Origin of the sequence: Curtobacterium oceanosedimentum, assembly GCF_040545555.1 — a bacterium.
GTDB lineage: Bacteria > Actinomycetota > Actinomycetes > Actinomycetales > Microbacteriaceae > Curtobacterium.
This window is the reverse complement of the sequence record NZ_JBEPMD010000016.1, coordinates 40851-52452: the sequence shown is the minus strand read 5'-3', so window position 1 is coordinate 52452 and position 11602 is coordinate 40851. Positions and strand designations below refer to the sequence as shown.

Below are 11602 nucleotides of genomic sequence, written 5' to 3'. Positions count from 1 at the left end.
CACACCGCTGTAATTACAGGCAGCGGCTTCGGTCGTTGCAGGCCGTCGTCGACATGTCAGGGGTGATCAGGGTGAACGGTTCCGACTTCCACGCCGGCGTGCCGGAGGACTGGCACGTCGATCCGGTGTCGCTCGGCGTCCCCGGCGTCCGCCGGCCCGAGGGCGACGAGGAGAACCCCCTCTCGTGGCAGGTCGACTCGCTCTGCGCGCAGACCGACCCCGAGGCCTTCTTCCCCGAGAAGGGCGGGTCCACCCGCGAGGCGAAGAAGATCTGCGGCTCGTGCGAGGTCCGGTCGCAGTGCCTCGAGTACGCGCTCGAGAACGACGAGCGCTTCGGCATCTGGGGCGGGCTCTCCGAGCGCGAGCGCCGGAAGCTCCGCCGCCGCGCCTGACGCGCTCGGTCGCGCGCAGCGCGACCGGTTGCGACCGGCCTGGAGGAGCGTCCCGCCTCCGCCACCCACCGACCGTTGATGGAGCGCACAGGTTGACGGCGCGCCGTTCCGGCGGGCCGGTCCCGCGCCTCCAGACCGTAGAGTGACGCGCGTCATGCAGCCCAGTCCCGCGCAGCCCCGGTCCGCCCAGCCCCGCGTCACCGCGGTCCTCGTGACCGCGAACGGCGGCGAGCACCTCGACCGGACACTGGACGCCCTCGTCGCCCAGACCCGGCACCCCGACAACCTGGTCGTCGTCGACGTCGGTTCCACCGACGGGTCGACCACCGAGCTCGCCCTGGGTGGCTCCGCCGGACTCGTGCGCCTGCCCGCCGGACGTCCCTTCGGCGAGGCCGTCGCGGCGGCGGAGCGCGAGGCGCCGACTGCGGACGCCGCACCGGACGCCGAGACGGCACCCGACGAGTGGCTCTGGCTGCTCGGACACGACAACGCGCCCGCGCCGACCGCGCTCGCCGACATGCTCTCCGCGGTGGAGATCGCGCCGTCCGTCGTGGTCGCCGGACCGAAGCTCGTCGACACCGACGACCCGTCGTACATCCGCGCCTTCGGCGAGAGCACGACGCGCGGCGGACGCTCGCTCGCGCTCGTGCAGGACGAGCTCGACCAGGGCCAGCACGACCGGCACACCGACGTGATGGGCGTCTCCGCGGCCGGCATGCTCGTGCGCCGCTCGGTCTGGCGGGAGCTGCGCGGCTTCGACCCCGCGCTGCCGGACGTCGACGCCGCCCTCGACCTCTGCATCCGCGCACGCCTCGCGGGGCACCGCGTCGCCGTGGTGCCGGAGGCCCGCGTGACGAGCGCGGGGCCGATCGAGGAGTTCGGCCGCAAGCGCGTCTCCGAGGGGCGACGCGTGCGCCTGCACCGCCAGGCCGAGCTGCACCGGCGGTTGACGTACGCGCCCGCCGGGCTGCTCTGGCTGCACTGGCTGCTGCTCGTCCCGACAGCCGTCGTGCGCGCCGTCGGGCACCTCGTCGCGAAGCACCCCGCCGCGGTGTCCGGCGAGCTCGCCGCCGCCCTCGCGGTGGCGTTCGGGGGCGGCGTCCGTCGAGCGCGGGCGAACGCAGCGCGGACCCGTCGGGTCGGCTGGGCCGCGGTCGAACCGCTGCGGGTCAGCTGGCGCCGGGTGCACGAGCACCGGACCACCTCGCGCGACGTCGAGCTCGCACGGGTCGAGGACGCCCCGATCGCGCGGGCGTCGTTCCTGGGCGACGGCGGCGTGTGGGTCGTGCTCGCCGCTGCCGTGCTCAGCGTCGTCACGCTGTACCCGCTGCTCGGCAGCCCCGCCGTCACCGGTGGCGGCCTCCTGCCGCTGAGCACCTCGGTCGGGCGGCTCTGGCAGAACGTCGGGTACGGCTGGCACTCGATCGGCACCGGCTCCACCGGACCGAGCGACCCCTTCGCAGCCGTGCTCGCCGTGCTCGGGTCGATCACCGCCTGGTCGCCGTCGACCTCGGTCGTGGTCGTGCTCCTGCTCGCGTTCCCGCTGTCGGCCCTCGGGGCGTGGTTCGCGGTGCGCAAGGTGACCACCCGCACCTGGGTGCCCGTCGTCGGCGCCGCGCTCTACACGATCGCGCCGGCCCTCGTCGGTGCCGTCACGACCGGACACCTCGGCGCCGTGATCGCCCACGTGCTGCTCCCGTGGCTCCTGCTCGCCGTGCTCGAGGCGCACCGCTCCTGGGCGTGGGCGTCCGGCTCGTCGCTGCTCTTCGCGGTCGTCGCGGCCTCGGCGCCGTCGCTGCTGCCGGTGCTCCTGGTCGGCTGGGTCGTGTCCCTCGTCGTCGGCTGGCGGCGCGCGCACCGTCGGGTCTTCATCCCGGTGCCCGCCGCCGTGCTCTTCCTGCCGCTCGTCCTGGCGCAGGTCGCGCGCGGCAACCCGCTCGCCGTGTTCGCGGACCCGGGCGTGCCGTCGGCCACGCGCGCCCCCTCCGCGCTGCAGCTCGCGATCGGGCAGCCGCTGCCGGACTGGAGCGGGTGGCTCCCCGCGACGTCGCCCCTCGGGCTCGCCGCGTCGGTCCTGCCCGTCGCCATGGCCGTCCTCGCGCTGCCGGTCGTCCTGCTCGCGGTCGGGGCACTCCTCGGGCACCGCTGGGCCGTGGCCGGTGCGGCGCTCCTGCTGGCGCTCCTCGGCTACGCGACGGCCTTCGGGGCGACGCACCTCACCGTCACCGGGGTCGGGTCGACCACGACGATCGTCTGGCCCGGCAGCGCGCTGTCCGTGATGGCCCTCGGCATCGTCGTCGCCGCCTCGATCGGCATCGACGTCCTGCCACGCACCGCTCCGGTCGCCGGACTCGTCGCAGCGGTCCTCGCCGGGATCGCGGTCGCGCCCGCCTTCGCCGCGTCCACCCTCGGCGACACGCTCCTGCGTCCGACGACGGGACGGGTCCTGAGCGCCTACGTGAACGCGGAGGCCCAGGCGAACCCGGACGTCGGCACGCTCGTGGTCGAGCCGCAGACCGACGGCTCGCTCGCGGTGTCGCTCGAGCGTGGCCAGGGGTCGACGCTCGACGACCAGACGACCCTCGACTCGACAGCGCTCCGTCTCAGCCGGTCGGGCGCGCAGCTGGCGACCCTGGCCGGCAACCTCGCGAGCCGCAGCGGCTACGACCCCGAACCGGCGCTGCGCCAGCTCGGCATCTCGTTCGTGCTGCTCGACGACGGGCCGGACGCCGACGGCGCGCAGGAGGTGCACGACCGGGCAGCCGGGGCGATCGGCCAGGACGCCCGCTTCACGAGCATCGGCGAGACCGCCTCCGGGAGGCTCTTCCACTACGAGGGCGACGTCGACCGGGTGTCCACCGGCTCGGCCGCGACACGGGCGACGCACGTGCTGTACCTCGTCGTGCTCGGCGTCGTGTTCGGGGCAGCGGCCCTGCTCGCCGTCCCCACCGCGCCGCGCCGACGCCGTGCCACCTCGAACGTCATCGAGGCCGAGGAACCCGCCACCACCTTCGACGAGGAGCGCGACGAATGAGCACCGAGCACCGGTCCGTCCGACGGTGGGTCGTCCGCGGCACCGCGACCGCGGTGGCCGTGGTCGTCGCTGCCGGGGCCGTGACGGCCGCCCACGCGATCGGCACCGAGAGTCCCGCCGTGCGACCGGCCGGCCGGCTCGTCACACCGGTGCCCGCCGACGCCGAGCGGGTGTGCGCCGGCAGCGCGCTGCGTCTGTCCGACGAGTCCGGGAACGACGCGACGACGGCCAGCACCGTCGGGTCGTCGGAGGTCGCCACCGGCACCACCGGCAGCACCGTCGACCGCTCGACGCTCCGCGCGTCCACCACCGGGGGCAGCGACCCGCAGCTCCTCACCGCACCCGCCGGCGACAGCACGCCACAGGTGGCGGGCAGCACCTCGCAGAGCGTGTCCTCCGGCGACCTGGTCGGCTTCGGCGCGGCGTCGTGCGACGACCCGACCCAGTCGACCTGGCTGGTGGGCGGTTCGACCGAGACCGGACGGACCAGCCTGATCACGCTGTCCAACCCGACCGACGTCAACGCCACGGTGGACCTCGACGTGTACGACGCCTCCGGCACCGTGCAGGCACCGGGGACGACCGGCATCGTCGTCGCACCGAACACGCAGAAGGTCGTGCCGCTGTCCGGCTTCGTGTCCGACCAGGGGTCGACGGTCGTGCACGTGACCTCGTCCGGCGGGCAGATCGTCGCGCACATGCAGGAGAGCATCGTGCGGACCCTCACCCCGGGTGGCTACGACGTCGTCTCCGGCGGGGCCGCGCCGTCCCGGACGCAGGTGATCCCCGCCGTCGTGCTGCAGGGCGCCGAGGAGGCACAGCGCGGCGACGACTCCGAGGACGCCGCTCCGGTGCTCCGCCTGTTCGTCCCCGGTGACCGTGCCGCGCGGGTGACCGTCGGGATCACGACCGCGGACGGCGGCGGCTCGACCGTCAACGCGACCGCCGAGGCCGGGGTCGTCACCGACGTCGCCCTCGACGACTTCCCGGACGGGCGCTACTCGTTCACGGTGACGTCGACCGAACCGCTCGTCGCCGGTGCCCGCACCACGAAGCCGACCGACGACGGCCGCAGCGACCTCGGCTGGTTCGCGTCGGCCGAGCCCCTCGGCGACCGCGTCGTGACGGCCGTGGCACCGGGCGGCGGTGCGCGGATGAACCTCGTCAACCCGACGCGCTCGGACGCGACCGTCACGATCACGTCCGGGGACCGCGAGCAGGAGGTCGACGTGGCCTCGGGCAGCACGGCGACCGTGCAGGTGCCGGTGTCGACGCAGCTCGTCATCGAGGGCGCCGAGGGGCTCGTCGCGGGCGTGAGCTACGACGCGGACGACGGCATCGGCGGGTTCCCAGTGCGTCCGGCGACCGAGGTCTCGACCCCGGTGCGCGTCTACCCCTGACGCCCCTCGGTCACCAGTGGCGGTAGCGGTCCGGCGCCAGGTCCCACGGGTCCTTGTCGATCAGCTCGCCGACCGCGCGGAACACCGCCGTCTCGACGATCACCCGGCGGTCGGTGTCGTCCTTCTCGGGACTCCGCGTGACCCGCTCGACGGGGACGCGGAACAGCGTCACCCGACGCCCGTCACGGTCGACCCGCCACCGGGGGAGCCGGTCCGGCAGTGCCTGGTCCGTCGGCATGTCGGCCACCTGGAACACCACGCCCGCGAGCTCGTCCGGCCACAGGCCGACCAGGTAGTGCGCGGTGTCGCCGACGATCCGGTCGAAGGTCTCGGCGCGGGTGATCACGGGCGCCAGGTCCGGTCCGGTCACGCTCGAGCGGCCACCGCGTCCGTGCCGGGAACGACCGCGGGCACGGTCGACGGGGGTGACGGTGGGGTGCTTCCGACGCATCCCGCCATCGTACGCGTCGGGTGCGCGGCGGACCGTGCCGCGGCCGGCAGGTGGTCCCGGTGCTCCGACCGGTAGGGTCGGTGCCGGTATGGAGGACGTACGGATCTGCAGCAAGGTCGCCTGTGGCGCGAGCGCGTCGGCGACCCTCACGTACGACTACGGCGACTCCATGGTCGTCGTCGGGCCCCTGTCCACGCGCGTCGAGCCGCACGGGTACGACCTCTGCGCCCGGCACGCTGCCGGCCTGCGCGTCCCGCGCGGCTGGGACGTCGTCCGGCGTGAGCCGATCCGGCGGGACGCAGCGCCCGCCGACTGAGGCGGCCCGCGGCGGTCCCGGTGGGGTGCGCCGCCGCCCGCCCACCCGACGCGATCCGGCCCGTCCGCCGTCTCCCGGTGCGGTCTGGAGGCCCACCCCGCGTCCGTGACGTCGTCTGACGATCCGCGCCTCCCGGCGTGCCAGACTGACGCCATGTCGACCGAGACCAGCACCGTCGCCCCGTTCCGCGTCGCCGACCTGACCCTCGCCGAGGCGGGTCGCCACCAGATCCGCCTGGCCGAGAACGAGATGCCGGGGTTGATGGCCCTGCGCGAGGAGTTCGGCGCGTCGCAGCCGCTCGCCGGCGCGCGCATCGCCGGCTCCCTGCACATGACGGTGCAGACCGCGGTCCTCATCGAGACCCTCGTCGCCCTCGGTGCGCAGGTCCGGTGGGCGAGCTGCAACATCTTCTCCACCCAGGACGAGGCGGCCGCCGCGGTCGCGGTCGGCCCGACGGGGACCCCGACGTCGCCCGCGGGCGTGCCGGTCTTCGCGTGGAAGGGCGAGACGCTCGACGAGTACTGGTGGTGCACCGACCGCGTCTTCGACTGGAGCGCCGAGGCCGCTGCCGCGGGGGAGTCGTGGACCGGACCGAACCTGGTCCTCGACGACGGCGGGGACGCGACGATGCTGCTGCACACCGGTGCGGACGCCGAGGCAGCGGGCCGCGCTCCGGAGCCCGGCGCCGACGCGAGTGCCGAGTGGCGGATCGTGCTCGCGACCGTGGCCGCGTCGCTCGAGCGGTCGCCCGACCGGTGGACCCGCATCGCGGCCGAGGTGCAGGGCGTCACCGAGGAGACGACCACGGGGGTGCACCGGCTGTACGAGCTCGCGCGGAAGGGTGAGCTGCGCTTCCCGGCGATCAACGTCAACGACTCGGTGACGAAGTCGAAGTTCGACAACAAGTACGGCATCCGCCACTCGCTGCCCGACGGGTTGAACCGTGCGACCGACGTGCTCATCGGTGGCAAGGTCGCGTTCGTCGTGGGCTACGGCGACGTCGGCAAGGGCGCGGCAGAGGCACTGCGCGGTCAGGGCGCCCGGGTGATCGTGTCCGAGGTCGACCCGATCTGCGCACTGCAGGCGGCGATGGACGGGTACCAGGTGGCGCGGCTCGCGGACGTCGCGGGCGAGGTCGACATCGTCGTGACGTGCACCGGCAACCTCGGCGTCGTCGGGGTCGAGGAGGTGCTCGCGCTGAAGCACCTTGCGGTGGTCGCGAACGTCGGGCACTTCGACAACGAGATCGACATGGCGGGGCTCGAGGGGCTCCCCGGGGTCGAGAAGGTCGAGATCAAGCCGCAGGTGCACGAGTGGCGGCTGCCGAACGGTCGCTCGGTCCTGGTGCTGAGCGAGGGGCGGTTGATGAACCTCGGCAACGCGACCGGGCACCCGTCCTTCGTGATGAGCAACTCGTTCACGAACCAGGTGCTCGCGCAGATCGAGCTGCACACGAAGCGCGAGGAGTACCCGACCGGGGTGTCCGTGCTGCCGAAGCACCTGGACGAGAAGGTCGCGCGCCTGCACCTCGACGCCCTCGGGGTGCGGCTGACCGAGCTCCGGCCGGAGCAGGCGGCGTACATCGGCGTGCCGGTCGAGGGGCCCTACAAGCCGGACCACTACCGGTACTGAGGCGCGGGCCGCGCTGCGGCGCGGCTCACGTCGGGGCGGACGCCGCGCCTCAGCGCGGGAAGCCCGGCGGCCGCGCCCCCGCGACCGCGGCGGCACCGTCGAGCAGCGCGGCCCGGGCGCGCAGCGCCCGCACGTCGCGCTCCCGCCGCACGGCGACCACGCCCGCCAGGAACACCTCGGGGTGGACGTCGGGCACCGGGGACGCGTACTCCGCGACCGCCGCAGCGAGCGTCCGCGCCGTCGTCTCGCGGGCCTCCGGCCGCAGGTCGGCGACGGAGCGGAAGAACGCGCCGAGTCGGTCCTCCAGCCGCTGCGGGAGCGCCGACACGTCAGCCACCGCCGCCCACGGCACGAGCTCCACCGGCAGCATGACCTGCACGTCCCGCCGCCGTGCCCCGCGCTCGTGCTGCACGAAGGTCCCGGCGAGCAGGTCACCGAGGCGTCGGGGCCGCGAACCGAACAGCGCCACGACGAACGCCACCGATCCCAGGGTCGACCAGAGCTCGAGCAGCCCGACCAGTGCGCGGGTGAACGCGTGCCGGAAGCCGATCGCGCCGCCGTCCACCCGGACCACACGGGTCCCGGCGGCGTACCGCCCGACGCTCTTGCCCCGTGTGACCGTCTCGACCCCGGCCGGGACGAGCACGAGCACGAATACGGCGGAGACGATCACGACGGGCATGACCCACGCCGGATCGGTGCCGTCCGGCCACACCCGCGCGAGCCCGAGGAGCAGCATGCCGAGCAGTGCCACGAGGCACACGCCGTCGAGCAGCGCCGCCGCCAGCCGCAGCGCGATGCCGGCCGGCTGGACGTCGAGCGCGACGGCCTCGCCGACGACGAGCTCGTCGGCGGTCTCGTCGAGCGTCCCGCCGAAGCGGGCGTCGGACAGGTCGCGTGGCACGCGCGTCTTCCCCATGGGATCATTCTGTCGTGAGCGCGTCCCGACGGGGGCGCGGGTGCACGATCGGGGGAGGCACGTGGACCTGGAGGCCTACAGCACGGTGCACGGCGACCGCTGGGACGAGGTCGACCGTCTGGCACGTGCCCGTCACGGATCCGGTGCCGACGCCGATCGGCTCGTCAGCGGCTACCAGGAGGTCGCGACCGACCTCGCGCGCATCCGCGGCGTCGCGCCGGGCTCGCCGACGGGGGACCGCCTGTCGCGCACCCTCTTCCGCGCACGCCTCCGCTTCACCGGGACACCGGTCGACCCGGTGACCGCCGTCACGACCTTCTTCACGAGGCACCTCCCGGCGGCGCTGTACCGCATCCGCTGGGTGACGATCTGGGTGGCAGCGGCGACCGTCGCGATCAGCGCGATCGTCGGCGTCTGGATCGGTTCGACCCCGGGGGCGGTCGCCACGTTCGGGAGCCCCGAGGCCCTGCGGCAGTACGCGACCGAGGACTTCCAGGCGTACTACTCGGACCACGGCCTCGGGACGTTCACCGCACAGGTCTGGTCGAACAACGCCTTCATCGCCGCCCGGATGGTGGCCTTCGGCATCACCGGACTGTACGTCCCGGTGTCGATCGTCCAGAACGCCGTGAGCCTCGGTGTCTCCGCCGCGATCATGCACTCGCAGGGGCGGCTGGGTGACTTCTTCCTCTGGATCGCCCCGCACGGCCAGCTCGAGCTGTACTCCGTGTTCCTCGCCGGCGCCGCCGGACTGATGATCTGCTGGTCGTGGATCGCCCCCGGTGTGCGCACACGGGCGCAGGCCCTGGCGGAGGACGGCCGGGCGCTCCTCACCGTGGCGGTCGGCCTCGTGCTCACCCTGCTGCTCTCCGGCCTCGTCGAGGGCGTGGTGACCCGCCAGGAGTGGCCGTGGCCGGTGAAGATCGGCATCGGCACGGTCGCACTGGCCGCGGTGCTCTGGTACCAGTGGGTGCTCGGCGGCCGTGCGTACCGCGCGGGGGAGCGCGGCGACGTCGAGGAGTTCGAACGCGGCGCGACGGCGCTCACCGCCGGCTGAGCCGCGGCCGCCTGCGGCTCAGAGCCGCCCGGCCGCCTTCGCGCAGATGTACGCGTCCGCGACGTCCGGTGGCACCGCAGCGGGGCCGCCGCGCACGACCTCGGCGCCCGCGCGGCGTGCCACGTCCCCGACGCCGTCGGCGTCGAGCAGGCTGCGCGCCGCGGCCGCCCGTCGGTACACGTCACGCTCGACACCGGACCCGGCCAGGAGGCTCGACACCGGCCCGCCCCGCTCCTCCGGTACCCCGTGCCCCGGCTCCGGGACACCGCTCGCCATCCGCTCGACGGCCGGGTCCGCGATGCTGGTGACGACGACGGCGTGCCGCCGGGTCAGCCGGGGGAGCACCGCGAGCAGGTCGGCAGAGGCACCGACCGAGTCCAGGCTCGACAGGAGCACGACGAACGCGCGCGAGGTCGTCACCTGATCGACGAGCGCCGGGAGGGCGGACCAGTCGGTCGCGGCGAGCCCGGGCTCGGCGAGCGCGAGCCGTTCGCCGAAGCGTCGGACGACGTCGGTCCGCGTCGCACCGTGCACCCGGTCGCGGACGGTGTCGTCGAGCACCACCAGGTCGACCCGGTCGCCGGCGGCCGTGGCGAGGGCGCCGAGCAGCAGCGCGGACTCGATGGAGGTGTCGAGCCGGGGTTCGTCGTCGACCCGTCCGGCACCGGCACGTCCCGCGTCGACGACGATGACGACGCGGCGGTCGCGCTCGGGTCGCCAGGTCCGGACGACCAGGTCCTGCCGCCGGGCGGTCGCCCGCCAGTCGATCGACCGGACGTCGTCGCCGCGGACGTAGTCGCGGAGCGAGTCGAACTCGGTGCCGTGCCCGCGGAGCTGCAGGGTGGTCTCCCCGTCGAGCTCGCGGAGCCTGGCGAGCCGCGAGGGCAGGTGCCGACGCGACCGGAAGGGCGGCGTGACGACCAGTTCGCCGGGGACCGCCAGCACGGACTGCCGGGCGGCGAGGCCGAGCGGACCGGCCGACCGGATCGCGACCCCCGCGCTGGCGCGGCGGCCACGGCGGAACGGTGTGAAGCGGACCCGGGCGGTCCGGCGCTCCCCGGCGGGGACGGTCGTCCGGATCCGGTGCGGCTCGTGGCCGGCGGAGGGCTCCCACATGTCGCGGACGGTGGCGCGCAGCGGCCGCTGCCCGTCGTTCGCCAGCACGAGGGTGCCGTCGGTGGTGCTGCCCCGGCGCGCCAGGTGCGGCATCCGGCGCTCGACGCGGACCGTGCGCGGATCGGCGGCGAGCAGCACGTCGAGTCCGGCGGCGAGCACCACGACGACCGCCCAGGCCACGCCGGCCCAGGCGCTGCCGAGCAGCACCGTGGGGACGATCGCGACCGCCAGGAGTGCGACGAACCGACCGGAGACCGCCACTAGAAGGGCACCCGGACCTGCTCGACGACCTGCTGCAGCACGCCGTCCGCCCCGACGCCCTCGAGCTCGGCGTCCGCGGCCACGCGCAGTCGGTGCCGCCAGACGGGCAGGAGCATCGCCTGCACGTGGTCGGGCGTGATCGCGTCGTAGCCGGTGAGCCAGGCCCACGCCTTCGCGGCGGCGAGGAGTGCCGTCGCGCCGCGGGGACTGACGCCGACGCGGACCGACGGAGCCTGCCGGGTGGCGCGGGCCAGGTCGACCACGTACGCCAGGACGTCGTCGCGCGCCCCGACCGAGCGGACGGCCCGCTGCGCCCGGAGGACCTCGTCGACGCCGAGCACCGGCCGGACCCCGGCGGACCGCACGTCCCGCGGGACGAACCCGTCCGCGTGCCGGCGGAGCACCTGCCACTCGACGTCCCGCGGCGGCACGTCGAGCGTCAGCTTCATGAGGAAGCGGTCGAGCTGCGCCTCCGGCAGCGTGTAGGTGCCCTCGAACTCGATCGGGTTCATCGTCGCGGCGACGAAGAACGGGTCGGGCAGCGGCCGTGCCGTACCGTCCACGCTGACCTGGCGTTCCTCCATGGCCTCGAGCAGTGCCGACTGCGTCTTCGGCGGCGTGCGGTTGACCTCGTCGGCGAGCAGCACGTTCGTGAAGACCGGGCCCTCGCGGAACGGGAACGTGCCGGTGGACGCGTCGTACACGAGCGAGCCGGTGACGTCGCCGGGCATCAGGTCGGGCGTGAACTGGATTCGCTTCGTGTCGAGCGACATCGCCGCGGCGAGGCTGCGCACCAGCAGCGTCTTCGCGACGCCGGGGACGCCCTCGAGCAGTACGTGGCCCTGTGCGAGGATGCCGACGATCATCCCGGACACAGCGCCCTCCTGACCGACGACGGCCTTGCCGACCTCGGCGCGGAGCCGGCCGAAGGCGTCCCGGAGCGCGTCGGTGCCGGCCGGCGACGGCACCGCGCCGGCCGGCCCGGAGGCGGCCGACGTCGTGCCGGTCGGGGTCGTGCTCGTCG

At 74.6% G+C, this 11602-nt stretch carries 10 protein-coding genes; 6 read left to right on the top strand and 4 right to left on the bottom strand.

Annotation, left to right across the window (positions count from 1 at the left end; genetic code table 11):
• Positions 1-53: 53 nt before the first annotated feature.
• From ABIC52_RS14570 to ABIC52_RS14560, 3 genes are all read left to right on the top strand, one after another.
• The gene (locus ABIC52_RS14570) at positions 54-392 is read left to right on the top strand and encodes a WhiB family transcriptional regulator (RefSeq protein ID WP_394586528.1); all 339 of its coding nucleotides are present in this window, start codon (positions 54-56) and stop codon (positions 390-392) included.
• A 154-nt stretch (positions 393-546) separates the two neighbouring features.
• The gene (locus ABIC52_RS14565) at positions 547-3426 is read left to right on the top strand and encodes a glycosyltransferase (protein ID WP_354027655.1); all 2880 of its coding nucleotides are present in this window, start codon (positions 547-549) and stop codon (positions 3424-3426) included.
• Positions 3423-4826 (top strand): DUF5719 family protein, encoded by a 1404-nt coding sequence (locus ABIC52_RS14560; RefSeq protein ID WP_126892630.1) that lies wholly within the window; start codon positions 3423-3425, stop codon positions 4824-4826. Before ABIC52_RS14565 ends, ABIC52_RS14560 begins: the two co-directional genes overlap by 4 nt.
• 10 nt (positions 4827-4836) lie before the next feature.
• On the opposite strand, the gene ABIC52_RS14555 is transcribed toward ABIC52_RS14560, so the two are convergent.
• Entirely contained in the window at positions 4837-5277 is a 441-nt protein-coding gene (locus ABIC52_RS14555) for a metallopeptidase family protein (RefSeq protein ID WP_126892631.1), read from the bottom strand.
• Positions 5278-5365: 88 nt separating this feature from the next.
• Here ABIC52_RS14555 and ABIC52_RS14550 point away from each other — a divergent pair, with 88 nt between their 5' ends.
• Together ABIC52_RS14550 and ahcY are read left to right on the top strand one after the other, a co-directional pair.
• Positions 5366-5593 carry a DUF3499 family protein gene (locus ABIC52_RS14550; protein WP_126892632.1) on the top strand — a complete coding sequence of 76 codons (228 nt, stop codon included), beginning with the start codon at positions 5366-5368 and terminating at the stop codon, positions 5591-5593.
• Between the two features lie 153 nt (positions 5594-5746).
• Positions 5747-7225, top strand: coding sequence for an adenosylhomocysteinase (ahcY, locus tag ABIC52_RS14545; protein WP_209678271.1), 1479 nt, complete (start codon positions 5747-5749; stop codon positions 7223-7225).
• A gap of 49 nt (positions 7226-7274) precedes the next feature.
• Here the strand turns inward: ahcY and ABIC52_RS14540 are convergent, their stop codons facing one another.
• Entirely contained in the window at positions 7275-8144 is an 870-nt protein-coding gene (locus ABIC52_RS14540) for an RDD family protein (RefSeq protein ID WP_354027654.1), read from the bottom strand.
• A gap of 61 nt (positions 8145-8205) precedes the next feature.
• Between ABIC52_RS14540 and ABIC52_RS14535 the strand changes: the two genes are divergently transcribed.
• Positions 8206-9201, top strand: coding sequence for a stage II sporulation protein M (locus ABIC52_RS14535; protein ID WP_354027653.1), 996 nt, complete (start codon positions 8206-8208; stop codon positions 9199-9201).
• An 18-nt stretch (positions 9202-9219) separates the two neighbouring features.
• Here ABIC52_RS14535 and ABIC52_RS14530 read toward each other — a convergent pair whose 3' ends face one another.
• Positions 9220-10578, bottom strand: a complete 1359-nt coding sequence (locus ABIC52_RS14530) for a DUF58 domain-containing protein (protein WP_354027652.1) — start codon at positions 10576-10578, stop codon at positions 9220-9222.
• On the bottom strand, positions 10578-11546 hold the full coding sequence (locus ABIC52_RS14525) for an AAA family ATPase (protein ID WP_354027664.1): 969 nt from the start codon (positions 11544-11546) through the stop codon (positions 10578-10580). Before ABIC52_RS14525 ends, ABIC52_RS14530 begins: the two co-directional genes overlap by 1 nt.
• Positions 11547-11602: the final 56 nt, after the last annotated feature.